This is a genomic window from Streptomyces sp. NPDC097617, from assembly GCF_044761485.1.
GTDB lineage: Bacteria > Actinomycetota > Actinomycetes > Streptomycetales > Streptomycetaceae > Streptomyces.
Window position 1 is genome coordinate 319,983 of record NZ_JBIWCL010000003.1, and the last position, 25,970, is coordinate 345,952.

Annotated in this window: 21 protein-coding genes; 14 read left to right on the forward strand and 7 right to left on the reverse strand. The window is 73.1% G+C overall.

Translation table 11 applies throughout. The annotated features are described in order from the left end of the window. Positions 1-44: 44 nt before the first annotated feature. The gene (locus tag ACIQZO_RS07875) at positions 45-1,595 is read right to left on the reverse strand and encodes a peptidoglycan DD-metalloendopeptidase family protein (protein WP_403621683.1); all 1,551 of its coding nucleotides are present in this window, start codon (positions 1,593-1,595) and stop codon (positions 45-47) included. Positions 1,596-1,815: 220 nt separating this feature from the next. Beyond that, on the reverse strand, positions 1,816-2,577 hold the full coding sequence (locus ACIQZO_RS07880) for an esterase/lipase family protein (RefSeq protein ID WP_403621686.1): 762 nt from the start codon (positions 2,575-2,577) through the stop codon (positions 1,816-1,818). A 192-nt stretch (positions 2,578-2,769) separates the two neighbouring features. On the opposite strand from ACIQZO_RS07880, the gene ACIQZO_RS07885 reads away from it, so the two are divergent. Then, positions 2,770-3,171, forward strand: coding sequence for a cobalamin B12-binding domain-containing protein (locus ACIQZO_RS07885; RefSeq protein WP_150258834.1), 402 nt, complete (start codon positions 2,770-2,772; stop codon positions 3,169-3,171). Positions 3,172-3,198: 27 nt separating this feature from the next. Here the strand turns inward: ACIQZO_RS07885 and ACIQZO_RS07890 are convergent, their stop codons facing one another. Both ACIQZO_RS07890 and ACIQZO_RS07895 read right to left on the reverse strand, forming a co-directional pair. Continuing rightward, entirely contained in the window at positions 3,199-4,782 is a 1,584-nt protein-coding gene (locus tag ACIQZO_RS07890) for a DUF5691 domain-containing protein (protein ID WP_403621689.1), read from the reverse strand. Positions 4,783-5,033: 251 nt separating this feature from the next. After that, complete coding sequence (locus tag ACIQZO_RS07895; RefSeq protein ID WP_403621692.1) at positions 5,034-6,377, reverse strand: SWIM zinc finger family protein; 1,344 nt, start codon at positions 6,375-6,377, stop codon at positions 5,034-5,036. A 134-nt stretch (positions 6,378-6,511) separates the two neighbouring features. Here ACIQZO_RS07895 and ACIQZO_RS07900 point away from each other — a divergent pair, with 134 nt between their 5' ends. The 5 genes from ACIQZO_RS07900 to sucD all read left to right on the forward strand — a co-directional run bounded on the left by ACIQZO_RS07900 (position 6,512) and on the right by sucD (position 13,509). Next, positions 6,512-7,618, forward strand: a complete 1,107-nt coding sequence (locus ACIQZO_RS07900; protein ID WP_403621695.1) for an AAA family ATPase — start codon at positions 6,512-6,514, stop codon at positions 7,616-7,618. Continuing rightward, positions 7,615-9,879: a DUF5682 family protein gene (locus ACIQZO_RS07905; protein WP_403621699.1), complete on the forward strand. Its 2,265-nt coding sequence runs from the start codon at positions 7,615-7,617 to the stop codon at positions 9,877-9,879. Before ACIQZO_RS07900 ends, ACIQZO_RS07905 begins: the two co-directional genes overlap by 4 nt. Positions 9,880-9,976: 97 nt before the next feature. Continuing rightward, positions 9,977-11,143, forward strand: coding sequence for a VWA domain-containing protein (locus ACIQZO_RS07910; protein ID WP_403621702.1), 1,167 nt, complete (start codon positions 9,977-9,979; stop codon positions 11,141-11,143). A 278-nt stretch (positions 11,144-11,421) separates the two neighbouring features. Continuing rightward, the gene (gene sucC / locus ACIQZO_RS07915; RefSeq protein ID WP_403621705.1) at positions 11,422-12,600 is read left to right on the forward strand and encodes an ADP-forming succinate--CoA ligase subunit beta; all 1,179 of its coding nucleotides are present in this window, start codon (positions 11,422-11,424) and stop codon (positions 12,598-12,600) included. Between the two features lie 21 nt (positions 12,601-12,621). Continuing rightward, a complete protein-coding gene (gene sucD, locus ACIQZO_RS07920) occupies positions 12,622-13,509 on the forward strand; it encodes a succinate--CoA ligase subunit alpha (protein WP_403621708.1) in 888 nt (295 codons plus the stop codon). Positions 13,510-13,697: 188 nt separating this feature from the next. On the opposite strand, the gene ACIQZO_RS07925 is transcribed toward sucD, so the two are convergent. Further along, positions 13,698-14,954 carry an RNA polymerase sigma factor gene (locus tag ACIQZO_RS07925; RefSeq protein WP_403621711.1) on the reverse strand — a complete coding sequence of 419 codons (1,257 nt, stop codon included), beginning with the start codon at positions 14,952-14,954 and terminating at the stop codon, positions 13,698-13,700. A gap of 173 nt (positions 14,955-15,127) precedes the next feature. Between ACIQZO_RS07925 and ACIQZO_RS07930 the strand changes: the two genes are divergently transcribed. After that, positions 15,128-16,711 (forward strand): DUF6350 family protein, encoded by a 1,584-nt coding sequence (locus ACIQZO_RS07930; RefSeq protein WP_403621714.1) that lies wholly within the window; start codon positions 15,128-15,130, stop codon positions 16,709-16,711. A 93-nt stretch (positions 16,712-16,804) separates the two neighbouring features. Here ACIQZO_RS07930 and ACIQZO_RS07935 read toward each other — a convergent pair whose 3' ends face one another. Continuing rightward, complete coding sequence (locus ACIQZO_RS07935; RefSeq protein ID WP_403621717.1) at positions 16,805-17,395, reverse strand: hypothetical protein; 591 nt, start codon at positions 17,393-17,395, stop codon at positions 16,805-16,807. A 242-nt stretch (positions 17,396-17,637) separates the two neighbouring features. Here ACIQZO_RS07935 and purN point away from each other — a divergent pair, with 242 nt between their 5' ends. Both purN and purH read left to right on the forward strand, forming a co-directional pair. Further along, positions 17,638-18,261, forward strand: a complete 624-nt coding sequence (purN, locus tag ACIQZO_RS07940; protein ID WP_403621720.1) for a phosphoribosylglycinamide formyltransferase — start codon at positions 17,638-17,640, stop codon at positions 18,259-18,261. Further along, on the forward strand, positions 18,258-19,853 hold the full coding sequence (purH, locus tag ACIQZO_RS07945) for a bifunctional phosphoribosylaminoimidazolecarboxamide formyltransferase/IMP cyclohydrolase (RefSeq protein ID WP_403621722.1): 1,596 nt from the start codon (positions 18,258-18,260) through the stop codon (positions 19,851-19,853). The genes purN and purH overlap by 4 nt, the downstream gene beginning before the upstream one ends. A gap of 85 nt (positions 19,854-19,938) precedes the next feature. On the opposite strand, the gene ACIQZO_RS07950 is transcribed toward purH, so the two are convergent. Further along, positions 19,939-20,622, reverse strand: coding sequence for a hypothetical protein (locus tag ACIQZO_RS07950; protein WP_403621725.1), 684 nt, complete (start codon positions 20,620-20,622; stop codon positions 19,939-19,941). 245 nt (positions 20,623-20,867) lie between these two features. Here ACIQZO_RS07950 and ACIQZO_RS07955 point away from each other — a divergent pair, with 245 nt between their 5' ends. From ACIQZO_RS07955 to ACIQZO_RS07975, 5 genes are all read left to right on the forward strand, one after another. Further along, positions 20,868-21,728 carry a bifunctional methylenetetrahydrofolate dehydrogenase/methenyltetrahydrofolate cyclohydrolase gene (locus tag ACIQZO_RS07955; RefSeq protein ID WP_403621728.1) on the forward strand — a complete coding sequence of 287 codons (861 nt, stop codon included), beginning with the start codon at positions 20,868-20,870 and terminating at the stop codon, positions 21,726-21,728. Further along, positions 21,718-22,284: a DUF3017 domain-containing protein gene (locus ACIQZO_RS07960; RefSeq protein ID WP_403621731.1), complete on the forward strand. Its 567-nt coding sequence runs from the start codon at positions 21,718-21,720 to the stop codon at positions 22,282-22,284. The genes ACIQZO_RS07955 and ACIQZO_RS07960 overlap by 11 nt, the downstream gene beginning before the upstream one ends. A gap of 423 nt (positions 22,285-22,707) precedes the next feature. After that, on the forward strand, positions 22,708-23,697 hold the full coding sequence (locus ACIQZO_RS07965; RefSeq protein WP_403621734.1) for a malate dehydrogenase: 990 nt from the start codon (positions 22,708-22,710) through the stop codon (positions 23,695-23,697). Positions 23,698-23,847: 150 nt separating this feature from the next. Beyond that, the gene (locus ACIQZO_RS07970; protein WP_403621736.1) at positions 23,848-25,569 is read left to right on the forward strand and encodes a hypothetical protein; all 1,722 of its coding nucleotides are present in this window, start codon (positions 23,848-23,850) and stop codon (positions 25,567-25,569) included. After that, positions 25,566-25,970 (forward strand): hypothetical protein, encoded by a 405-nt coding sequence (locus ACIQZO_RS07975; protein ID WP_403621739.1) that lies wholly within the window; start codon positions 25,566-25,568, stop codon positions 25,968-25,970. Before ACIQZO_RS07970 ends, ACIQZO_RS07975 begins: the two co-directional genes overlap by 4 nt.

Below are 25,970 nucleotides of genomic sequence, written 5' to 3' on the forward strand. Positions count from 1 at the left end.
GGGAGTACGGCGGGCGGCCGCGCGGCCTGCGGGCCGCGCGGCGGTTACGTCGGGTCCAGGCCCTTGCTGCGGAGCCACGCCAGGGGGTCGATCGCGGAGCCGCCGCCGGGCCGGACCTCGAAGTGCAGGTGCGGGCCGGTGGAGTTGCCCGAGTTGCCCGAGTAGGCGATCACCTCGCCCGCCTTGACCTTGCCGCCGCGGATCTTGGTGGAGCTGAGGTGGCAGTACCAGGTCTCGGTGCCGTCGGGCGCGGTCACTATGGCCATGTTCCCGTAGGCGCTGTTGTACTGGGTGCGCACGGTGCCGTCGGTGGCCGCCATGACCGGGGTTCCGTAGGAGACCGGGAAGTCGATGCCGGTGTGCACCGACATCCACATGCCGCCGGCCTGGCCGAAGTTGGCGCTGAGGCCGTGCTGCCCGACGGGGATGGCGAACTTGGGGCGGGCGGCCTCCTTGGCCGCGACCTCCTCCGCCTTCTTCTTCTTTTCCTCTTCCTGGCGCTCGCGCAGGTCGATGCGCTCCTGCGTGCGGCTCGCGCGGTCCGCGAAGTCGCCCGCGTCGGCGCTGAGCGCGACCAGTTGGGTGTCGAGCTTGGTGTTCGCCGCGACCGGCTTCACCGAGGCCGGGTCGGGCGCGGCCATCGTGGTGGTGTCCTCGGCGGGCCGGTCCGTACCGGTGAGGCCGCCGACGGAGGCTGCCGCGACGCCCGCGACGCCCATCACGCAGGCGGAGGGCACGGCCACGGTCAGCAAGGCGGAACGCTTCGCCGGGCTGCGGCGACGGCTGCTCGCGCCGCCGCCCGTCTTGGCGGCGGTCCGGCGCGCGGTGCGGGGAGCCGAGGTCACGGGCATGGCCTGGGTGGGGAGGTCGTGGACCTCGTGCGGCGCGTGCGCCTCGGGCAGTTCGGTCGACTCCTCGAACCCGTGCGACTCGTGGGCGGCCGGCTGGTGTGCGGCCTGCTCGTGGGCGTGGGCCGACTCGTCGGAGAGCACCTCGAAGACGGCGGTCTCGCTGTAGGCGGCGGTCCCGGCCGCGGTCCCGTAGTCGTAGCCGACGGAGGTCGCCTCGTACGTGTACTCCTGCGCGTACTCCTGCTGCGCCGGTGCGGGCGCGGGCTGGTACTCGTAGGCGTAGGCGTTTTCGTGGTGGGTCTGAGTCTGGGGCTGGGCCTGGGTGTCGGCGACGGTGTTCCAGGCGGTGGCGTCGTAGGCGCCGGTCTCGGCGGCGGTGGTGCCGTAGCCCGGCATCGCCCAGTGGCCGGTCTGCTCGCCGGAGGTGTCGTAGCCGAAGGAGGGCTGCTGGTACTCGGCATAGCCGGAGTAGTCCGTGCTCGGCGTGGTCCACGCGCTCGCGTCCCAGGTCCCGGTGGTGTCCTCGGGGGCGGCCTGGGGCGGGATCGTGGACAGGTAAGGGTCCTGCGAGGTCCACGCCGTGGTGTCGTACGCGCCGGTCTCATAGGAGCCGTAGGCAGCGTAGTTGACCCCCTGGCCCTGCGTTTCGTAGGAAACGTAGGCCGAGTCACCAGCGAAAGCGGTGGTGGAAAGGCCGTCATACCCGTTATCCGGGTACTGGCCCGACGAAGGGTGGTCGTTCACCAACTTCTCTTTCGCCTCGGCAGTGGGGCCTGGGTGGCCGGGAACTCGAAGTTCACCGGAGGAGAGCAGTGGCGTGACTGTACCCGTCGGTTACTCGCAACGACAATCTTCGCCGGGTCCCCAGATCTCCGGAACCGGGCATTCGGCCGTCTTTCGGTCGCCGAAAGACGCACCCTTGGCCTTGAGTTCGAAATCCGTTCGACTGCCGGTCGTGTGGTGGCTAGGCGACGGACGCGGCTTCCGGGCCCGTGACGGCGACCGGGCCGGGCCCGTCGAGAGCCCGTCGGACCGCCGCGATGACGGCGGGATGGGCCGGCAGTGCGAGATGTCCGATACCGGTGACCTGCACGTTCTCCACACACAGATCCGGATGTTCGATCCGCGCCGTGCCGACCGGAGTCATCAGCGTGTCGAACTCGCTCCAGAACGCCACGCATCGCGTGGCGCAGCCGGGGGCGGGCGCGGCCAGCTCGGCCAGCACCTCGGAATCCGGGCGCATCTGCCGCACGAGCGGGTGCGCGTCCATGAAGGGGGCGACCCGCGTGCCGGAATGCGGTGTACCGAGAGTGACGAGGGTGCGGACGCGGGCATCGCCGCCCAGCCGCTGCACGTAGTACCGGCCGACCAGCCCGCCCAGGCTGTGCCCGACCAGGTCCACCCGATCCTGCCCGGTGCGCTCGCACAGCTCCTCGACACGCCGGGCGAGCCCGCGGGCGGTCACGCGCAGGTCAAGGGTGAAGGGCGAATAGTTGTACGCCTCCACATGCCGGCCTCCCGCCCCCAGGGCGCGGCGCAGCAGGACGAAGACGGACCGGTTGTCGGTGAAACCGTGGAGAAGGAGGACGGGCGGCCGTGTCGCGGGCGGGCGGGCGGTGACCTTCTCCTGGCACACTCCGGTGGGATACAGCAGGAGGTGCCCGCCGAGCACCATCACCTCGAGCGCGCCGGCCCGCAGCGCGGCGCCGGACAAGGGTATGGACATGGGTATGGACAGCCCCATCGACGGCCTCCCCTGAGCCTTTACGGGACCACGGCCGTCGCGCCACCGTGCCGTGCGGCTGTCGGCACGGTGGCGCAATGCCGTCCCACGTGTGATTTCCCCCTCGTGGTTGACCGCGAAACGGCGGCGTGCGCGATGCTGTACTTAACGTTCGTTCACTCGGGAGGCAGTGCGATGGGTGTGACCGGTCCGATCCGTGTGGTGGTGGCCAAGCCGGGTCTCGACGGCCACGACCGCGGGGCCAAGGTGATCGCGCGGGCGCTGCGGGACGCGGGCATGGAGGTCATCTACACCGGCCTCCACCAGACCCCCGAGCAGATCGTGGACACCGCGATCCAGGAGGACGCCGACGCGATCGGCCTCTCGATCCTCTCCGGCGCCCACAACACGCTCTTCGCGCGCGTGCTGGAACTCCTCAAGGAGCGTGACGCGGAGGACATCAAGGTCTTCGGCGGCGGCATCATCCCGGAGGACGACATCGCGCCGCTGAAGGAGAAGGGCGTGGCCGAGATCTTCACCCCGGGCGCCACGACGACCGCCATCGTGGACTGGGTCCGCGCCCACGTCCGTCAGTAGCGGGACCCTGTCCGGACCCCGGCCCGCTCAGGCCGGGGCCAGTTCCGCGAGCATCGCCGCGCGCAGGCGAAGGGTCGAGACGAGCCGCTGGAACGCCTCGGCCCAGTAGGCGGCTGCCCCGGGAGTCGCGTCCGGCAGGTCCTGCGCGGCCGCGGTCAGAGCCTCCATCCGGTCCGCCTCCGCGGGGTCGAGACAGCGCTCCGCCAGGCCCATCACCCCGCTGAAGCTCCACGGGTAGCTGCCCGCGTCCCGGGCCGTGTCCAGCGCGTCCACGACCGCCCGGCCCAGCGCCCCCGCCCATGGCACCACGCACACCCCGAGCAGTTGGAAGGCCTCCGACAGCCCGTGGGCCCGTATGAACTCCGCGACCCACTGCGCCCGTTCCGCGTCCGGCAGGGTCTCCAGCAGCTTGGCCCGCTCCGCGAGCGAGGCCGTGCCCGGACCCGCCGCGGGCGGTGCGGAAGCCGGGCCGAGCAGGGCCCGCGACCACGGGGCGTCGCGCTGGCGCACCGCCGCCCGGCACCATGCCGCGTGCAGCTCCTCCGTCCAGCCGTCGCCCGCGGCCACCGGCAGCGCCACGATCTCCGCCGGACCGAGCCCCCCGAACCGCTGCCGCCAGCACGACAGCGGCGCCGCCTCCACCAATTGCCCGAGCCACCAGGCCCGCTCCCCGCGCCCGGCGGGCGGCCGCTTGACCACCCCGTCGCGGAGCATTCCCGCATCGCATTCGGCCGGCGGGGTCACTCCCTCCGGGCCGACGCAGGCCAGCGCGCGCCCCGCCATCCGCCCCGCCAGCGCCGAAGCCGGCAGTGCCGACAGCAACTCGGCGGCCGTGGCACGGACATTGCGGCTGCGGTCGCCCAGCGCGGCCTCCAGGAAGGGCTCGTCCTCCTGCGACAGCCCCACCCTCAGGGAGTCGAGGAACATCAGCCGGTCCTCGGCCCGTTCGGCGGCCCAGGTGCTCGACAGCAGCCGCGGGGCGGCCGCCGCCTCGTGGGCCCGTACCGCTCCGAGCAGGGCGACCCGCTCCGCGAACAGTCCCTCCTGCCACAGTCGTTCCACCCCCGCCCGGTCCGTCACGTCCGGCAGTTGTGCGCCGCCGCCCGCTCCGCCGCGCAGGGCGAAGCGCCAGTCCGGATTCATCCGCGCCAGCCACAGCCCCCGCGTCCCGGCCAGGGCCAGGGCCTGCGGGCGCAGGTCCGTACGCGCCCGGGCCGCGTCCAGCAGTGCCGGTACGAGCGCGTTCGGCGAGCGGTAGCCGTGCCGTGCGGCCGCGGCCAGCCACTGCGGGAGCAGCTCGGTCAGATCCGGGGCGGTCCCGCGCCGCCCGCCGCCGTTGACCGCGCCGCCGCGGCCGGCCAGCAGTTGGGCGAGCCTGCGGCCCGCCGCCTGCGGTGGTGCCGGCCGGGGGTCCCGGGGTGCGGGCTCCGGGCGCGGGCTCGCCTCGGCGGGCCGCAGCCCGGCCCGGCGCCGTACGGCGTGTACGGCCGCCGCGTCCAGCAGCGCTTCCGGCGAGCCCGCCGGGCCCCCGCCCCGGCGCCGGTCGGTGCCCAGCAGCGCGGCGGCGACCAGCTCCTCCCACTCCCCGTACCCCTCGTCACCCTTGTCCATCGGGCCCCTCCCTCATCGCTCGTCGTGCCTGGCGTGCCGTGCTCCGGTCCCGTCCCCTCCACGGGACCGGAGCGGTCGATGTCCCCGTCCGTCTGCGCTCAGCTGGCGTGGTTGTCGTTCATACAAGCCCCCCGGCTCTTCGTTGTTCCGTGTGCGGCGCCCCCCGGCGCCGCCCATCTCCTCGCCGTCCCCGAGTGACGGCACAGGACCCCCCAGGCCCCCTGCGGTGTGGTGTGTGTTCCTGTGCCTGATCAGGCCAGGGCGACGGGCTCGGTCGAGTCCGGCGGCCAGGCCGTCAGCGGGGTGAAGCCGCGGTGGCCGCATTCGCCGAACACCGTCACCGGGCCCCCGCCCGACAACGCCGCCAGCTGCCACAGACCCCCGCGTGAGCGGCTGCCGCCCCCCGGGAGGGGCACCGGCAGGGCGGAGGCTCCCTCCGCGTCCGCCAGCTGCCAGCCGAGCTCTCCCGGTATCGGGATCACCGGACCGAGCACCACCGGCCAGGACTCCAGCCACGGGTCCTCCCGCAGCGCCGTCCCGTACGCCTCCAGCGCGGCCTCCGTGCTCACCGCCACCGGAACCTCCGTGCACGGCGCGGCCGCCGCGAACCTCTCACCGAGGTCCGCCCGCAGCCCCGCAGACCCGGGCCGGAAGTGCATCTCCGCCTCCAGCACCAGCCCCACCGGCAGCGCCAGACCCGGCGGCCGCCCGGGCGGTCCGAAGTCCAGCACCAGCGCGGGCCGCCCGCCCGCCAGCCCGCGCAGCCATATCCGGCGGGTGGTGAGCCGGCCGTCCGGCGACACCGTGTCGTACTGGGCGAGCACCAGCCAGCGGTCCCGTACGGCCTCCCCCTCCCCGGAGGCCGGCAGTCCCACGCGGCTGCGCACGGTCGCCGCGAGCTCTTCCGGCAGCCCGGCCACTCCCCACCACGCCCGGTCGAGCAGGTGCAGCAGCGCCGCCTCCTCCAGCATCCGGGCGGGCCAGCCGGGGCCGCAACTGGGTATCGTCCCCAACTCCCTTACCCGCCCCGCCAGTCCGGGCGCCTGCGCGTCGACCATGCGGGCCGCCGTCTCCTCCCATCCCGCGTATCCCGCCTGCTCCTGGCCCGCGAGCCCGCCGCGCAGCAGGTCGGCCAGCCGCTGCTCCAGCTCGGTGACGCCCGCGCCGACGCGCGCCGCCCGCCGCTCGGCGCGGCGCCGGGCCCCCTCCTCGTCGGCCGGCGCGGTCCTCGGGCCGGCCGGCTGCGCGGCCTTGGCCGCCCGGTCCGCGAGCCACTGCGCGGCCCACTCCGGCGCCTCGCCAGGCTCGCCGACCCCCTCCGCCGACCAGAGCAGCAGTAGTCCGAGCGCGTGCTTGCAGGGGAACTTCCGGCTCGGGCAGGAGCACTTGTAAGCCGGGCCCGTCAGGTCCACGACCGTGCGGTACGGATGGCTCCCGCTGCCCTTGCACAATCCCCAGGCAGAACCGGAAGCGGAACCTCCGATCTGCAACCACGGCCCTGCACCGCCGAGTCTGCTCCCCGCCTTGCGTGAAGCATCGTCAGGAGCCAGATTCAGTACCTGTTCCGCTGTCCAGCGGTCCCCCGGATCAGTCATGGGAACCACCGTAGAGACCCCCACTGACAATCGCTCTGACCTGCAACAACGCCATCAGCAGGGCCCGTTGTCAGTGGCGTGGTGCACCTTGGATGCAGCAGTCGGAAGCGGCTGCCGAGCATTGGAGGGGGACCATGACCATGCCCGAGAACGAGCAGCGAGCAGAAGCACTGCGGCCGCACGCCGAAGACGCCTTCGCGCACGAACTGAAAGCCCTGGCAGCCGCCGACGACCGGCCTCGCCCGACCCGCTGGAAGCTCTCCCCGTGGGCCGTCGCCACCTACCTGCTCGGCGGCACGCTCGACGACGGGACGGTGATCACACCCAAGTACGTGGGACCGCGCCGCATCGTCGAAGTCGCCGTCACCACCCTGGCCACCGACCGCGCCCTGCTCCTGTTGGGCGTCCCCGGCACCGCCAAGACCTGGGTGTCCGAACACCTCGCCGCCGCCGTCAGCGGAGACTCCACACTCCTCGTCCAGGGCACCGCAGGCACCCCCGAGGAGGCCATCCGCTACGGCTGGAACTACGCCCGGCTCCTCGCCCACGGCCCCAGCCGCGAGGCGCTCGTCCCCAGCCCCGTCATGCGGGCCATGGCCGACGGCATGACCGCCCGCGTCGAAGAGCTCACCCGCATCCCCGCCGACGTCCAGGACACCCTCATCACCGTCCTGTCCGAGAAGACCCTGCCCATACCGGAACTCGGCGAAGAGGTGCAGGCCGTGCGCGGCTTCAACCTCATCGCCACCGCCAACGACCGCGACCGCGGGGTCAATGAGCTCTCCAGTGCGCTGCGCCGGCGCTTCAACACCGTGGTGCTGCCGCTGCCCGCCACCGCCGACGCGGAGGTCGACATCGTCGCCCGCCGCGTCGACCAGATGGGCCGCGCCCTCGACCTGCCGGCCGCGCCCGAGGGCCTGGAGGAGCTCCGCCGGGTCGTCACCGTCTTCCGGGAGCTGCGCGCCGGGGTCACCGACGACGGCCGGACCAAGGTGAAGTCGCCCAGCGGCACCCTGTCCACCGCCGAGGCCATCTCCGTCGTCACCGGCGGCCTGGCGCTGGCCGCCCACTTCGGGGACGGCGTGCTGCGCCCCTCCGACGTGGCCGCCGGCATCCTCGGCGCCGTGGTCCGCGACCCGGCGGCCGACAAGGTGGTCTGGCAGGAGTACCTGGAGGCCGTGGTCCGTGAGCGCGACGGCTGGAAGGACTTCTACCGGGCCTGCCGGGAGGTGACCGTATGAGCCCGAGCCCGAACGGCCCGCTGCTCCTGGGCGTACGGCACCACGGGCCCGGCTCGGCCCGCGCCGTCCGGGCTGCCCTGGACGCGGCCCGGCCCGCGGCGGTGCTGATCGAGGGGCCGCCCGAGGGGGACGCGCTGCTGCCGCTCGCCGCCGACCCGGGGATGCGGCCGCCCGTCGCACTCCTCGCGCACGCGGCGGACGATCCGGGCCGCGCCGCGTTCTGGCCGCTGGCCGGGTTCTCGCCCGAATGGACCGCCATCCGCTGGGCCCAGGACCACGACGTCCCGGTCCGGTTCATCGACCTCCCCGCGGCGCACTCGCTCGCTGCCGAAGGGAACGGGCCGGAGGGGGACGGGCCCGGCGCCGTCCGGCTGGACCCCCTCGCCGTACTGGCCGGGACCGCCGGGTACGACGACCCCGAGCGGTGGTGGGAGGACGTGGTCGAGCACCGCGGCGCCCGGGGCGCGGGCGGGGACGTGCTCGGTGCCTTCGAGGCGCTCGGGGAGGCCATGGGAGCCCTGCGTGAGGCGTACGGCGACGGCGGCCACCACCGCGACCTGGTGCGCGAGGCCTACATGCGCCAGCGGATGCGGGCCGCCCGCCGGGAGTTCGGCGACGCCTACGCCGTGGTGTGCGGGGCCTGGCACGTCCCGGCGCTGCGGGCCAGGACCACCGTGGCCGCCGACAAGGCCCTGCTGAGCGGCCTGCCCAAGGTCAAGGTGGAGACCACCTGGGTGCCCTGGACGCACCGCAGGCTCGCCCGGGCCGGCGGGTACGGCGCGGGCATCACCTCGCCCGGCTGGTACGACCACCTCTTCACCGCCCGCGACCGGCCCGTCGAGCGGTGGCTGACCAAGGTCGCCGTACTGCTGCGCGAGGAGGACCGGCAGGTCTCCCCGGCGCACGTCATCGAGGCGGTCCGGCTGGCCGAGACCCTCGCCGCGATGCGCGGAAGGCCGCTGCCCGGCCTGACGGAGACCCTGGAAGCGGTCCGGGCGGTGATGTGCGACGGCTCCGACATACCGCTCGCACTGATCGAGGACCGCCTCGTCGTCGGCGACGTGCTCGGCGAGGTCCCGGACGGGGCGCCCGTCGTACCCCTCCAGCGGGACCTGACACGGCAGCAGCGCACGCTGCGGCTCAAGGCCGAGGCCCAGGACCGCGAGCTGGAACTGGACCTGCGCAAGGACACCGATACGGCGAAGTCCCTGTTGCTGCACCGCCTGCGGCTGCTCGGCATCGGCTGGGGGACCCCGGTCGCCTCCCGGTCCGGCACCGGAACCTTCCGGGAGACCTGGCGGCTCTGCTGGGAGCCGGAGCTGTCGGTGCGGATCGCCGAGGCCGGCATATGGGGGACCACCGTCCTCGGGGCGGCCACCGCCAAGGCCGAGGCCGACGCCGCCGGGGCCGGGGAGCTCGGCGAGGTCACGGCGCTGGCCGAGCAGTGCCTGCTGGCCGGCCTCGCGCAGGCGCTGCCCTGCGTACTGCGGGCCCTCGCGGACCGGGCCGCGCTGGACACCGACGTGGCGAAGCTCGCCAAGGCGCTGCCGGCACTGGCCCGTTCGCTGCGGTACGGGGACGTGCGCGGCACCGACGCGACGGCGCTCGGCGCCGTGGCGGCCGGGCTCGCCGAGCGGATCTGCGTGGCCCTGCCGTCGGCCTGCACCGCGGGACTGGACGCCGACGCGGCGGCGGAGATGCGCGGCCACGTGGACGGGGTGCACGGAGCCGTCGGCCTGCTGGCGGACACGGACGAGGGGCTGCGGGAGCGCTGGTCCGCGGTGCTCGCGGTGCTGGCCGACCGGGACACCGTGCCCGGCCTGATCCGCGGCCGGGCGACCCGGCTGCTCCTCGACGACGGACGGCAGCCGGCCGAGGAGACGGCCCGGCTGATGGGGCTCGCCCTGTCCCCGGCTTCCTCCCCGGCCGACGCGGCGGGCTGGATCGAGGGCTTCGCGGGCGGGAGTTCGGGCGGCGGCACGCTGCTGGTCCACGACGACCGGCTGCTGGGCCTGATCGACACCTGGCTGGTGGGGGTGCCGGAGCGCGCGTTCACCGATGTACTGCCGCTGCTGCGGCGGACGTTCGGGGCGTACGAGCCGGGGGTGAAGCGGACCCTGGGTGAGCTGGTCCGCCGTGGTCCGGGCGGCACCGCTGCCGCGACCTCGGGGTCCGCGGCCCCCGAGGGCTTCGCCCCGGAGCTGGACCCGATCCGGGCGGACGCGGTGGTGGGGCTGGTGCGGATGCTGCTCGCCGGGTGAGGTGCGGCGCCGTTGAGGGGGCGCCGCCCCCGGACCGCCGCGCCTCGAACGCCGGCGGGGCTGAAAGTGGACACGACGAGTGCAGGGGGACGGACGGATGAGCAGTACGGACACGAGCGCCGCCGGAGGCGAGCGGTTGCGGCGGTGGCGGATGGTGCTCGGCGGGGGTGAGGCCGACGGTACCGGCTGCGCGCTGACCGGGCGGGACGCGGCGATGGACGCCGCGCTCGGCGCGCTGTACGGCGGGGGCGGCGAGGCGGGCTCGCGCCGGACGGCGGGGGCGCGGTCGGCCGGGCTCGGCGGCTCCGCGCCGAATGTGGCCCGCTGGCTCGGGGACATCCGTACGTACTTCCCCAGCTCCGTGGTCCAGGTCATGCAGCGCGACGCGATCGAGCGGCTCGGTCTGGCCGCGCTGCTGCTGGAGCCGGAGATGCTGGAGGCCGTCGAACCCGACGTGCACCTGGTCGGCACCCTGCTCTCGCTGAACAAGGCGATGCCGGACACGACGAAGGAGACGGCGCGGGCCGTGGTCCGCAAGGTGGTGGAGCAGCTGGAGAAACGGCTCGCGACCCGCACCCGGGCCACCCTCACCGGCGCGCTCGACCGCTCCGCCCGGATCAGCCGTCCCCGCCACCACGACATCGACTGGAACCGCACCATCCGGGCCAACCTCAAGAACTACCTGCCCGAATACCGCACCGTCGTGCCCGAGCGGCTGATCGGGTACGGCCGTGCGGCCCAATCGGTGAAGAAGGAGGTGATCCTCTGCATCGACCAGTCGGGTTCCATGGCGGCCTCGGTCGTCTACGCCTCCGTCTTCGGCGCGGTCCTCGCCTCCATGCGCTCGATCGCCACCCGTCTGGTCGTCTTCGACACCGCGGTCGTCGACCTGACCGACCAGCTCGACGACCCGGTCGACGTCCTCTTCGGCACCCAACTGGGCGGTGGCACCGACATCAACCGCGCCCTCGCCTACTGCCAGTCGAAGATCACCCGGCCCGCGGACACCGTCGTCGTCCTGATCAGTGATCTCTACGAGGGCGGTATCCGCAACGAGATGCTGAAGCGGGTCGCCGCGATGAAGGGGTCGGGGGTCGAGTTCGTGACCCTGCTGGCCCTGTCCGACGAGGGCGCCCCGGCCTATGACCACGAGCACGCCGCAGCCCTTGCGGCGCTCGGCGCGCCGGCCTTCGCCTGCACGCCCGACCTGTTCCCGGAGGTGATGGCCGCGGCGCTGGAGAAGCGCCCCCTGCCGACTCCCTGACGGCCGCGTCCTGTTCGTTCCTGTGAATCGGTGAATCACACGAACTTCCAGTTCAACCGTGAGGCGATCTGTGACAGGTATCACCGCTCAGGTGTGATCTGCGATTTAGGGTCCCACGTCCCTCGGGGATAACCTGCGGGACGGACATGCCGCGTCCACGGTCACCGTGTACGCCTTCCTTGTGACAGCGCCGTCACGTTGCCCTCCGCGGCACGCCCACGCAGATAGCAGAAAACCGCGAATCACTGCGAATCTTTGAAGACAAGGGACGGACGCGCGTGGACCTGTTCGAGTACCAGGCGAGGGACCTCTTCGCCAAGCACGGTGTACCGGTGCTGGCCGGTGAAGTCATCGACACGCCTGAGGCGGCTCGCGAGGCCACCGAGCGGCTGGGCGGCAAGTCGGTCGTCAAGGCGCAGGTGAAGGTCGGCGGCCGCGGCAAGGCCGGTGGCGTGAAGCTCGCCGCCACCCCGGACGAGGCCGTCGCCCGGGCGACGGACATCCTCGGCATGGACATCAAGGGCCACACGGTCCACAAGGTGATGATCGCCGAGACGGCCCCCGAGATCCTCGAGGAGTACTACGTCTCGTACCTCCTCGACCGGACCAACCGCACCTTCCTCGCCATGGCGTCCGTCGCGGGCGGCATGGACATCGAGCAGGTCGCCGAGGAGACCCCGGAGAAGCTCGCCAAGGTCCCGGTGAACGCCAACGAGGGCGTGACCATCGAGAAGGCCCGCGAGATCGTCGCCCTGGCGCAGTTCCCGGCCGAGGTCGCCGAGCAGGTCGCCGAGGTCCTCGTGACCCTGTGGGCGACCTTCATCGCCGAGGACGCGCTCCTCGTCGAGGTCAACCCGCTCGCGAAGGTCGCCAATGGCGACGTCATCGCGCTCGACGGCAAGGTCTCGCTCGACGAGAACGCCGAGTTCCGCCAGCCGGGTCACGAGGAGTTCGTGGACCACGCGGCCGCGAACCCGCTCGAGGCCGCCGCGAAGGCGAAGAACCTCAACTACGTCAAGCTCGACGGTGAGGTCGGCATCATCGGCAACGGCGCGGGTCTCGTCATGAGCACCCTCGACGTCGTCGCCTACGCCGGCGAGAACCACGGTGGCGTCAAGCCCGCCAACTTCCTGGACATCGGCGGTGGCGCCTCCGCCGCCGTCATGGCCAACGGTCTCGAGATCATCCTCGGCGACCCGGACGTCAAGTCCGTCTTCGTCAACGTCTTCGGCGGCATCACCGCCTGCGACGAGGTCGCCAACGGCATCGTCCAGGCGCTGCAGCTGCTCGCGGACAAGGGCGAGGCGGTCACCAAGCCGCTCGTCGTCCGTCTCGACGGCAACAACGCCGAGCTGGGTCGCAAGATCCTCTCGGACGCCAACCACCCGCTGGTCCAGCGCGTGGACACCATGGACGGCGCGGCCGACAAGGCCGCCGAGCTCGCGGCTGCGAAGTAAGGGCAGAGGTCACAGACTCACATGGCTATCTTCCTCAACAAGGACAGCAAGGTCATCGTCCAGGGCATGACCGGTGCCACGGGCATGAAGCACACCAAGCTGATGCTGGCTGACGGCACCGACATCGTCGGCGGCGTGAACCCGCGCAAGGCCGGCACCACCGTCGACTTCGACGGCCGCGAGGTCCCGGTCTTCGGCTCCGTCGAAGAGGCGATGAAGGCGACGGGCGCCAACGTCTCCGTCCTCTTCGTCCCGCCGGCCTTCGCCAAGGCCGCCGTCGTCGAGGCCATCGACGCCGAGATCCCGCTGGCCGTCATCATCACCGAGGGCATCGCGGTGCACGACTCCGCCGCCTTCTGGGCGTACGCGAAGGCCAAGGGCAACAAGACCCGGATCATCGGCCCGAACTGCCCGGGTCTGATCACCCCCGGCCAGTCCAACGCCGGCATCATCCCGGGCGACATCACCAAGCCCGGCAAGATCGGTCTCGTGTCCAAGTCCGGCACGCTGACCTACCAGATGATGTACGAGCTGCGCGACATCGGCTTCTCCTCCGCCGTCGGCATCGGTGGCGACCCGGTCATCGGCACCACGCACATCGACGCCCTGGAGGCCTTCGAGGCCGACCCGGACACCGAGCTGATCGTCATGATCGGCGAGATCGGCGGCGACGCCGAGGAGCGTGCGGCGGACTTCATCGCGAAGCACGTCACCAAGCCGGTCGTCGGCTACGTCGCGGGCTTCACCGCCCCCGAGGGCAAGACCATGGGCCACGCAGGCGCCATCGTCTCCGGCTCCTCCGGCACCGCGCAGGCCAAGAAGGAGGCCCTCGAGGCCGCCGGTGTGAAGGTCGGCAAGACCCCGACCGAGACCGCGAAGCTGGCGCGCGAGATCCTGGCCGCCAAGTAAGCGAGACTCTGTACGGGCGTGGGGCCCCCCCCCCCGGGGGGGGGGGCCCCCCCCCCCCCCCCCCACAGCCCGGGGGCCGGGCCCCCCCGCGGGCCCCCCCGGGGGGGGGCCCGCGGGGGCCCCCACGTAGCGGGGGGGGGGGGGGGGGGCGGCCCCCCCCCCGGGGGGGGGGGGCCCCACGCCCGTACTCATTCGATCTTCGGGGCGATCCTCGCCGGTCCGGCCTCCGGGTCGGCGAGCAGCTTGTCGTGGAGCTGTTTGCCGCGCTCGGTGAGCTGCTGGGGGCCGGCGAGCGGGGGCACGCCGGAGACGCTCTCGCCGGGTGCCGGCGGGGGCTCGTAGTGGGTGGGCGCGGTCATCAGCGTGTAGGAGGTCGAGACGGCGATCATCGCCGTCAGGCTGAGGGTCGCGCGGGTCCACATCCGGGTGCGCCGTTCGCCGCCGCCGCGGACGGCCGCGGCCGGGCGCGGGTCGAGGGCGACGGCCGGCCGCAGGGCGGTGAACCGGTCGCGCAGCAGCGCGGACTGCTTCTCGGACGGTACCTCGGCCAGTTCGGGGATCAGCTCGGTGAGGTCGGCGTGCGCGTGCACGAGACGGTTCCCGGCGGTGGGGGTGGTGGCCTCGGTCTCGGCGGCGGTGTCGGGCAGGTCGAGGCCGACGCCGTCGTAGAGCAGGACGGTACGGCGGTGGACGGGCGGCAGCGAGAGCAGCGCGTCGAGCAGGATCCGGTCCGCGGGCTCGGCGGGGGGCTTGTCGGGGTGGCGGTGGGCGCGCCGGAACCGGTGCCAGGGGGAGAGCGCGTACTCGTACACGATCGCCCGCACCCAGCCCACCGGGTCCGGATCGGTGGCCACCTCGGGCCACTGGGCCCAGGCCTGGGTGAAAGCTTTCTCCACCGCTTCCAGGGCCAGGGCCCCGCGGCCGGTGAGCAGGTAGGCCTGCCGGGCGAGGTCGCGTGCAGCACAGGCGTAGAGGGCGTCGAAGGCCTCGGCCGGGCCCCGCACCGGGACCACCGCGGGAAGCTCGACGGGCTCGGCGACGGGCTCGGCGACGGGCTGGGCGAGGGGTTCGACGAGGGGTTCGACGGCGGGCGGCTCGACGCCCGTCGCCACGGGCCCGCCCGGCGCGTTCGGGGCGGGTGGGTCCGCGGCGGGGTCCTCCGCCGCCCGGGCGGACTTCGCCTCCGCGGGCTCCCCGGTGGGTACGACGGCCTCCGGCGGGGCCGCGAGGCCGGCCAGGAACCGTGTGTACGCCTCGCGCTTGCGCCCGCGCGGGGCCGTTCGGCCCGACTCCCAGGAGCGGACGGTCGCCGCGGCGACGCCCACCGCCGCGGCGACCTCATCGTGCGTCAGTTCCGCCGCCTCGCGCAGTCTGCGGCGCTCCTTGGGCGCGGGCAGGCGCAGCTCCGAGTCCTCTGGGGAGGTCGTCTCGACGCTTCCTGTCATGCCACACTCCCCGCGAACCGGCAGCCCTGGGCAATAAAGTACATAAACGTATATTGAGCGACACCACGGGCATTCGCCTGTTACCCGCCCATAGCGCGTGTCGTTGGCACCATGGCGGGGTGACCCAAGTGACCGAACGCGGGACCCCGTTGTCAGCGGCCCCGCGAGCCGGCGTGCGACGCCGTTCCCCGGCCGCCGCCGCATGCGTCGTGGGCGGCGCCGTGGCGGCCGGACTCGGGCTCGGCTTCCTCGCCGTGCTCGTGATCGTGCTGTGGATCAGCTCCCCCTACCCCGACAGTGGCCCGGGCGGGGCCCTGCACCTCGCCGCCGGGCTCTGGCTGCTCGCCCACGGGACGGAGCTGGTGCGGTACGACACCCTGTCCGGCATTCCCGCGCCCGTCGGCATCACGCCCCTGCTCCTCGTCGCGCTGCCCGTGCTGCTCATCCGGCGGGCCGCGCGGCTGGGGAGCGCCGCCGAGGAGGAGGACGAGGAGGTGCTGCCCGCCGGAGCCGTGTTCTCGGCCGTGCTCTGCGGATATCTCGCCGTCGGGGCCGTCGCCACGGTGTACGCCGCGGGCGGCCCCATGCCCGCCGACCCCATCAGCGCGGCCTGGCACATTCCGCTGGTCGCCGTGCTCGCCGCCGCCGGCGGGGTGTGGGGCGCCCGCGGGCGTCCGCTCGGGCCGCTGCCGTCCTGGCTGTCAGGGGGCGTACGGAGGGCTGTCGTGCGCCCCCGATACGCGCTGGCGCTCCGGGCGGGCGCGGGCGGGGCCCTGGTGCTCCTGGGCGGTGGCGCGCTCATCGTCGGCGCCTCGCTCGCGTGGCACGGTGCGGAGGTCCAGGCCTCCTTCCTGTCGCTGACCGGCGTGTGGTCGGGCCGCTTCGCGGTCCTGCTGCTCGCGCTCACGCTGATCCCGAACGCCATGGTCTGGGGCGCGGCCTACGCCCTCGGGCCCGGCTTCTCCCTCGGCGCCGACGTGACGGCCGGCCCGCTCGGCTTCCCGGGCGCGCCCGGGCTGCCCCGCTTCCCGCTGCTGGCCGCGCTCCCGTCCGCGGGGCCCGGGACCCCGCTGACCTGGACGGTCGCCGCGGTGCCGGTGGTCGCCGGGCTGGCGGTGGGCTGGTTCGCGGTACGCCGGGCGCGCGAGGTCTCGTACGGGGAGACCGCGCTGACGGCCGCCCTGGGCTCGGTGGTGTGCGGCCTGGCGATGGCCGGGCTCGCGGCGGCCTCGGCGGGGCCGCTGGGCTCACGGAGGCTGGCCGAGTTCGGGCCGGTCTGGTGGGCCACCGGGGTGGCGGCCTTCGCCTGGACGGCGGCGCTGGCCGTGCCGGTCGCGGTGGCGGTGCATGCGTGGCGGAACCGCCCGGCGATGGGGTTCGGAGCACTGGACGGCGATGACGCGGTGGATGACCGGTGGCACGACAGCGGGGTGCGCGAGGTTCGGTGGGCGGCGATGAAGAAGGCGGCGGGGGCGCTGATTCCCGAGATCGGGGTGTCGGCGTCGGTGGCGGCGCCGGCGCCTCCGGCGGTTCCTGAGGTTCCTGAGGTTCCTGCCGGTCCTGTGGTCGTGCGCGAGGTGCGGGTGCGGGCGCGGCGGGCCGTGACGGTGGTGGCCGGGCTGGATCTGGATCCGGGGCTGCTCGCGGGGAAGGCGGCGGAGCCGGTGGTGGTGGCAGAGGCGGTGTCAGCACCGTTGGCTCCGCCGGTGGTTGGTGCGCGGGTGCTGGCGCGGCGGAAGCCGACGCCGCCGGAGTAGGCCGTTAGGGTGCGGCGCCGCTGCTGGGGCGCCGCCCCGGGCCCCGCGCCTCAAACGCCGGCGGGGCTGGAGAGGGTGGCTCTGGGTGTGGGTCTACTGGCGGACCTTCAGGACGTCGCCCACCAGGTTGTCCGGGAGGAGGGTGTTGCACTGGAGTTCCGCCGACTTGGTGAGGGCGTCGTCGCGGCAGACGTAGAAGTCCTTGTACGTGAGCTGCAGGGCGTACGAGCTCATCGCCAGCAGGATCGCCAGTGAGGCCGTGACCAGGCCGCTCACCGCCGCCGTGCGCTGGGGGCGGGCCGCCGCTCCCAGGGCGTCCAGGCCGGCCGGTGCGGCGGCGGGGGCGCCGTCCGCGGCCGCCGCGGCGGGCTTGCCGCGCAGCGCGCTGATGCCCCAGTAGAGGGCGAGCGCCCCGAGCAGCAGTCCGACCGACGGGATGCCGAAGATCCCGAAGAAGAAGCCCCACATGCCGGCCAGCAGCGCGTAGCGGGCGCGGCGCTGGATCGGGTCCGTCGGGTCCCAGCGCGCCGGACCCCGTTGACCGTCCGAGTCCTTCGGGCTCTCGCCGTTCCCGCCGCCGTCGCCACCGGCGCGCGGCTGCCACGGCTGGTCGGGCCGGCCTTCCGGCGGAGCCGCGAAGGGGTTGTCGTCGGTGGGGGAGTCGGGCTGACGGCGGTCCGGCATCGGGTGTGTTTCTTCCCCTGTGTCATGGACGTCCGCGGACGTCGTGGCGAGGTGGGCCCAGTTTGCGGCTTGTACGCCAGACGCTACCGCCCGGCCGTCCCCCCGTCCCTCGGGGGCTGCCCGGTGTACCGGTATCGTTGCAGGCGGTCGGTGGCTTCGTACGGTTGCCCATATAGCGGTACCCCGAAGTTTTGTATGACCACACAAGACGAACACCGCAATCCCGTGAGAAAGGGCCTCCCATGGCCGCCTCCCGCCTGGTCGTGCTGGTTTCCGGTTCCGGCACCAACCTCCAGGCTCTCCTCGATGCCATCGACGCCCACCCCGGCGGATCCGAGGGCTTCGGCGCCGAAGTCGTCGCCGTGGGGGCCGACCGAGAGAACATCGCCGGCCTGGAGCGGGCGGAGAAGGCCGGGATTGCGACCTTCGTCTGCCCGGTCAAGGGCTACGGGAGCCGTGCGGAGTGGGATGTCGCCCTCACCGAGGCGACCGACGCGTACGCGCCGGACCTCGTCGTGTCCGCGGGATTCATGAAGATCGTGGGCAAGGTGTTCATCGACCGCTTCGGCGGCCGGTTCATCAACACCCACCCCGCCCTCCTCCCGGCCTTCCCGGGCGCGCACGGCGTACGGGACGCCCTCGCCTACGGGGCGAAGGTCGCCGGCTGCACGGTCCACTTCGTGGACTCCGGCGTGGACACCGGTCCGATCATCGCCCAGGGTGTGGTCGAGATCCGGGACGAGGACGACGAAGCCGCTCTCCATGAGCGCATCAAGGAAGTCGAGCGCCAGCTGCTCGTCGATGTCGTGGGGCGTCTGGCCCGGCACGGCTACCGCATTGAGGGACGAAAGGTAACAATCCAGTGACCGCCGTAGAGAGCAACGACCCGACCACGACCCAGCGGCCGATCAGGCGTGCGCTCGTCAGTGTCTACGACAAAACCGGACTGGAAGAGCTGGCCCGCGGGCTGCACGAGGCGGGCGTCTCGCTCGTCTCCACCGGCTCCACCGCTTCGAGGATCGCCGCCGCCGGGGTGCCCGTCACCAAGGTGGAGGAGCTGACCGGCTTCCCCGAGTGCCTGGACGGCCGGGTCAAGACCCTGCACCCGCGCGTGCACGCCGGCATCCTCGCCGACCTGCGCCTGGAGGACCACCGCAACCAGCTCGCCGAGCTGGGCGTCGAGCCCTTCGACCTGGTGATCGTCAACCTCTACCCCTTCCTGGCGACCGTCCAGTCGGGTGCCACCCCCGACGAGTGCGTGGAGCAGATCGACATCGGCGGCCCGTCGATGGTCCGCGCCGCCGCCAAGAACCACCCCTCCGTGGCGGTGGTCACCAGCCCGGCCCGCTATGCCGACGTCATCGCGGCGGCCCAGGGCGGCGGCTTCGACCTGACCGCCCGCAAGCGGCTCGCGGCCGAGGCCTTCCAGCACACCGCCGCCTACGACGTGGCCGTGGCCTCCTGGTTCACGAACGCGTACGCCCCGGAAGCACCCGAGGACGACGCCGCGGCGCTGCCCGAGTTCCTGGCCGGCGCCTGGGAGCGCAAGTCGACCCTGCGCTACGGCGAGAACCCGCACCAGGCCGCCGCCCTCTACACGGACGGACAGCCGGGCGGACTCGCCAACGCCGAGCAGCTGCACGGCAAGGAGATGTCCTTCAACAACTACGTGGACACCGAGGCCGCGCGCCGCGCCGCCTACGACCACGAAGAGCCCTGCGTCGCGATCATCAAGCACGCCAACCCGTGCGGCATCGCGGTCGACGCGGACGTCGCCGCCGCCCACCGCAAGGCGCACGCCTGCGACCCGCTGTCGGCCTTCGGCGGCGTCATCGCCGTCAACCGACCGGTGACCGTCGAGCTCGCCGAGCAGGTCGCGGAGATCTTCACCGAGGTGATCGCCGCCCCCGCCTACGAGGACGGCGCGGTCGAGGTCCTGGCCAGGAAGAAGAACATCCGCGTCCTGAAGGTGGACGGCACCCCGCACCAGCCGGGCGACCTCAAGCCCATCAGCGGCGGTGCGCTGCTCCAGCAGAGCGACCTGTTCCAGGCCGAGGGCGACGACCCCGCCAACTGGACCCTGGCCACCGGCGACGCCCTGTCGCCGGCGGAGCTCGCCGAGCTGGCCTTCGCGTGGAAGGCCTGCCGGGCCGTCAAGTCCAACGCGATCCTGCTCGCCAAGGACGGCGCCTCGGTCGGCGTCGGCATGGGCCAGGTCAACCGAGTGGACTCGGCGAAGCTCGCCGTTGAGCGGGCCGGCGCCGAGCGCGCGCAGGGCTCGTACGCCGCGTCCGACGCTTTCTTCCCCTTCCCGGACGGGCTGGAGATCCTGACCGCCGCGGGCATCAAGGCCGTGGTCCAGCCGGGCGGTTCGGTCCGTGACGAGCAGGTCGTCGAGGCCGCGGAGAAGGCCGGTGTGACCATGTACTTCACCGGGACCCGGCACTTCTTCCACTGAGCCGGCCGGCAGGCCCCGACCTACGGCGAAGGCCGCGACCCGCACTGCGGGTCGCGGCCTTCGCCGGTTCTGCGGACGAGCGGGGTCAGTAGCCCGGGCGCTTGAAGTAGTCGCCGGCCTTGGCGAGGCCGATGACGATCGTGAGGCCGAGGGCGAGGGAGACCAGGGCGGGCAGCACCGTGACGGCGACCGGCGCGGCCGAGCTCTCGGAGGAACCCGCCGCCGCCAGGTTGACGAGCACGCTCATGCCGGCGAAGAAGGTCTGGATCGAGCCGTAGACGATGCCGGAGACGCGGACCCCGTTGCGGCCCTTGCCCATCTTGACGGCCGTCAGGAACGGCCACAGAGCCAGGCCGATCAGGAAGAGGCCGCCGATGACGAAGCCGACGCTGACGGCGGTCCCCACGTCCTGCGCCGAGGAGCTGGAGGACCCCGAGAAGGCGGAGGCGAAGACGGCGCCGCCGATGATGATGAGCACACCGAACAGCGCCTGCAGGCTGCCGAGGATGAAGAGGATGACGCGGGCCGCCTTGGCGCCGCCCGGCATCTCCATGTGCGCTCCGGGGTAACCGCCCGGACCGCCGGGGTATCCGCCCGGGTAACCGCCGGGACCGCCCGGGTACGCCTGCGGGGCCTGCTGCGGGTAGGCGTAGCCGCCCTGCGGCGGGATGCTCTGGGGGGCCTGCTGGGGGTAGCCGTAGCCGGGCTGGCCCTGCGGGGCCTGGGGCGGCTGCTGTCCGTACGGATTGTGCGGTTCGCCGAAGCTCATGGTGGGGTGTTCCTCCGTGGAAGTGCAGGGACGCACGGCACGAGCGCGGAGGAATCCTGCACGGTGCGGTCCCGCCCCCCGGCACTGCCCGCGGCACTCAGTCGTTTCATCGTCGTCCGCCCGGCCGTTACTTGTCCAGCCGGTTGCGCTACAGGCGGTGACTTGTTGTGCAAGTGCAATGAACGCTGTGCCGCTGCGAGCGCCTTGACTGGAACCGGGGCCGCCTCATCCGGGAGGATGGGGTCATGACCGCCCAGATTCTCGATGGCAAGGCCACCGCCGCCGCGATCAAGTCCGAACTGACCGCCCGTGTGGCGGCCCTGAAGGCCCGGGGCATCACCCCCGGCCTCGGCACCCTGCTGGTCGGTGACGATCCGGGCAGCCGCTGGTACGTCAACGGCAAGCACAAGGACTGTGCCGAGGTCGGCATCGCCTCCATCCAGCGCGAACTGCCCGAGACAGCCTCCCAGGAGGACATCGAGGCAGTCGTGCGGGAGCTCAACGCCAACCCGGAGTGCACCGGCTACATCGTCCAACTCCCACTTCCCAAGGGCATCGACACCAACCGGGTCCTGGAGCTGATGGATCCGCTGAAGGACGCCGACGGCCTGCACCCCATGTCGCTGGGCCGACTGGTCCTGGGCGAGCCGGGCCCGCTGCCCTGCACCCCGTACGGGATCGTCGAACTGCTGCGCCACCACGGCGTCGGGATCAACGGCGCGCACGTCGTCGTCCTCGGCCGCGGGATCACCGTCGGGCGCTCCATCGGCCTGCTGCTGACCCGCAAGTCCGAGAACGCCACCGTGACGCTCTGCCACACCGGTACCCGCGACCTCTCCGGGCTGCTGCGCCAGGCGGACATCATCGTCGCGGCGGCCGGTGTGCCGCACCTGGTCAAGCCGGAGGACGTACGGCCCGGCGCGGCCGTGCTCGACGTGGGCGTCAGCCGCGACGGGGACGGGAAGATCGTCGGCGATGTGCACCCCGGCGTCGCCGAGGTGGCCGCGTGGATCTCGCCGAACCCCGGCGGGGTCGGCCCGATGACCCGGGCCCAGCTGCTCGTCAATGTCGTCGAGGCGGCGGAACGGAACACCAGTGCAGGCTGAATCGGACGCGGAGAACCCTGCGGGCGGCGGCGCGGCCCGGGCGAACGGCACCCCCGTCGCTCCGGTCGCCGCCGGCACGCCGGTCGTACCCGCCGCGCAGGCCGGTCCCGCCGCGCAGGCCGGGCCCGGAGCCCAGGCCGGTCCCGCCGCCTCCGGGGCCGAGGCGGCCAGGTCCCGCCGCTTCCCCTCCATCACCCAGAGCACGGCCCGTCCCGAGGGCAGCGGCCGGGCCGTTCCCGGCGCGGTGTCCACGCCGGCCCGTCAGTGGCCGATGCTCAGCGTGCTCGCGGCCACCGCGGTCGGGCTGCTGGCCACGGCGCTCGGGCACCCGAGGGTCGGCTGCCTGATCATCGGCGTGGCCCTGATCGCGGCCGCGGTGATGCGGCGCCTGCTGCCCTCGGTGGGGATGCTCGCCGTCCGCTCCCGCTTCACGGACATGGTCACGTACGGGCTGCTGGGCGTGGCGATCACCCTGCTCGCGCTGGTGATGGCGGCGCCCAAGGCGTGGCTGGAGATCCCGTTCCTGGAGACCGCGGTCCGCTTCACCGTGCGCTAGCCGCCCGGCGAAGGGCGTGACTGCGGTGAGCGCCGCCGGGGCGGCCGCGACGGCCGGCCGGGCGTCGGTGCCCGCCCGCACCAGGGCGTCCGGCGTTCGCCCGCGCACGCCTCGTACACGCTGGTCACCGGCATCCTGGCCCGCGAGTCGCTGCTCACCCGCGCGGCGAACGCCTGCGCCAAGTCGATCGAGGGGCACCGCACGGGGCGGATCTTCCTGATCGAATGGCTGTCCGGGGGCCGTCCGCGCCTTCGAACGCCGGGGTCCGTGTGCCGTGCACCACAGGGACCCGGGGATTAGCCCGCTCCCGGGTCGGATAGCCTGACGGCGGATGTCTCTTCACGTCAAGATTTACTGGGGAGCGGCGTCCTCCAGCACATGGGGCAGGGACGCCCCACCGCCAGCTGTCTAACGGAGAAGGCCATGACCCGCACTCCCGTGAATGTCACCGTCACCGGCGCCGCCGGCCAGATCGGCTACGCGCTGCTCTTCCGCATCGCTTCCGGTCACCTGCTCGGCGCGGACGTGCCGGTCAAGCTCCGACTTCTGGAGATCCCCCAGGGCATGAAGGCCGCTGAGGGCACCGCCATGGAGCTCGACGACTGCGCCTTCCCGCTGCTCGCCGGCATCGACATCTTCGACGACCCGAACCAGGGCTTCGACGGTGCGAACGTCGCGCTGCTCGTGGGCGCCCGCCCGCGTACCAAGGGCATGGAGCGCGGCGACCTGCTCGCCGCCAACGGCGGCATCTTCAAGCCGCAGGGCCAGGCCATCAACGCGCACGCCGCGGACGACATCAAGGTCCTGGTCGTGGGCAACCCGGCCAACACCAACGCGCTCATCGCGCAGGCCGCCGCCCCGGACGTACCGGCCGAGCGCTTCACCGCGATGACCCGCCTGGACCACAACCGCGCGATCTCGCAGCTGGCCGCCAAGACCGGTGCCGCCGTCTCCGACATCAAGCGCCTGACCATCTGGGGCAACCACTCGGCGACCCAGTACCCGGACATCTTCCACGCGGAGATCGCCGGCAAGAACGCCGCCGAGGTCGTGGCCGACGAGCTGTGGCTGGGCGACACCTTCATCCCGACCGTCGCCAAGCGCGGCGCCGCGATCATCGAGGCCCGTGGCGCGTCCTCGGCCGCCTCGGCCGCCAACGCCGCCATCGACCACGTCCACACGTGGGTCAACGGCACCGCCGAGGGCGACTGGACCTCGATGGGTATCCCCTCGGACGGCTCCTACGGCGTCCCGGCCGGTCTGATCTCCTCCTTCCCCGTCACCTGCAAGGACGGCAAGTACGAGATCGTCCAGGGCCTGGACATCAACGAGTTTTCCCGCACCCGCATCGACGCCTCCGTCCAGGAGCTGGCGGAGGAGCGCGACGCGGTCCGCGAGCTCGGCCTGATCTGATCCGGTCGAACCGATCGGGTCGAACCGACCCGGTCCGCTCTTCCTGAAGGCCCCGGCGCATTGCGCCGGGGCCTTTTTGGCGCGATCACCCCTGTCATGTTCCTGATCATCGCCTTATGGTTTCCCTCCGCACACCGAAAGGGGGATTCGGTGACAGGCACCGCGGACGACAGAACTCCTGTGCACCCTTCGCTCAGCGAAGCCGGCCGGCTGCTGTGCGCCGGCAGCTATCTCGACGCCACGTACCGCGACCGGGTGATCCAGGAGCTCCATGTCCACGAGGAGCGCTTCGTGGCGCCCTCCTACGGCTTCGATGCCGCCCGCGTCCTCGCCCACGCACTCCAGGCCCGCCGCGCCGAAGTGGCCTGGGCCTGCGCCGTCCTGGCCACGTGGGGCCTCGGACTCCTGCTGGTCCAGCCGCTCCTGCTCTTCCTGCTCATCCCGGCCGCCTTCCTGAGCGGCGCCGGACGGATCCGGCGCCGCCGGGCGAAGACGGAGCGCGGCAGCCGCTTCCTCGAACTCCTCCTGCGCGGATGCGGCTACGTGCTGCTCATCGGCGTCGGGCTGGGCGTGCTGCACGGGGCGCTGGACGGAGGGACGGACGTCGGAGGGGCCGGCGACTCGCTCACGGTCTACGAGTACCTGCTGCGGGGGATCGAGCGGGAGCCGTTCGCCGTCGTCTTCGAGCTGCCCCGACTCGGCTACGTGATCGCGGGCGGGTACGCCTGGCCGGCCGTGATCGTCTTCGCCCTGCTGACCCTCGTCGTCGGCCTCCAGCGGGGCCACTTCGCCCGCGTCATCAGCACCTCGCTCAGCCGGACGCAGTACGCCGACCCGAACGCCGACCCCGCCTCCGGCCGGCGCTTCGTCAGGGCCCGCGACCGGATCCGGCGGACCCAGCACAGCCGGCTGGTCATCTACAACGTCGACGACCCGTTCTGCGGCGCGGGCGCCGCGTACCGCCCCTGGCACCTTTCCGTCGAACTGCGCCCCCGCACCGAGGGCGTCCCGCCCGAACCGCTGGACAACGAGCGGATCGTGGGCCGGATCCGGCCGCGGCTGGAGGCCCTGCGCGTGCCGTCGCCGCACGGCTCGCCCGAGGCGGAGCGGGCCGTACTGGACCGGCTGCGGGAACTGGTCGTCGACGAGTGCGTGTTCCTGCCGGCCTCCGGGCTGCCGGCGGCGTTCGAGCCGGACCTCTCGGACGGCGCGTTCGACGCGCACCGGGCCGGAGCCGTGGAGGAGGGCGGGGAGCGCCGCCGTCACTTCCTGCGGGTACGGGTCGGAGGCTGGGACGAGAACCTCGTCATCACCGTCTTCGTACGCGTCCACACGCAGGGCGGGATGCTGATGCTGGAGGTGGCACCGCACGTACTGCTGCCCGTCCGGCCCGAGTTCCAGGAGGCCGACGACGTGGCCCGGCGCCACCTGCGGAACAACCCCTTCGCCAAGGCGGTCTGGGCGCTCCAGCACGCCCCGCGCTCGCTCACCAAGGCGCTCACCACCCTGTCGGGGGGCAGCCGCGGCCCGTGGCAGATCGCCACGGAGGGCCACGCCGGCGCGCTCCCGGCCGGCCCGGCCGCGTCCGTACGCGAGCTCGCGGCGCAGGAGGACGCCTCCCTGTTCCAGCTGATGGACCTGGACCGGTACCTGAAGACCATCCAGGACCGGATCGTCGGCGGCGTGACCCTCGCCCTGCACGAAGCGGGCTGGCACACGGAGGAGTTCGCGCAGCGCGCGGTCACGGTCGCGGAGGGTGGGGTCTTCATCCAGTCCGTGAGCCACAGCGCGTTCAGCGTGGGCGGAAGCGGGCACAGCAACCGGACGAGCCACCACACCAGCCACCACGACCCGCAGGGGGAGCAGCAGTGACGCATGACGGGGGAGCCGAAGCCGCAGCCGGGTCGGGAGCCGGCACCGGTGAGGTGCGGATCAACAGCGTCAACAACACCGCCTTCAGCATCGGCGGCACGCACATCACCAACACCAGCGTCCACCACGACGGTACGGGGGCGGGCGCCCCGGGCGCGGAGGAACTGCTGGAGGCCGTACGGGAGCTGCGCGCCGCCCTCGCCCGCATGCCGCGCGGCGCCGACCGGGCGGCGCTGGACGCCGAACTGGACGAGGCCGCGGGCGAACTGGAGGAGACCGGGGAGATCCGGCCCGGCCTGCCCGCCCGGCTGCGGGGCGCGCTCCGGCGGTGGGCCCCGCTGGTGGAGTCGGTGAACGCGGCCGCCGCCCTCGGCGGGCTGCTCGCCACACTGGGGAGCTGA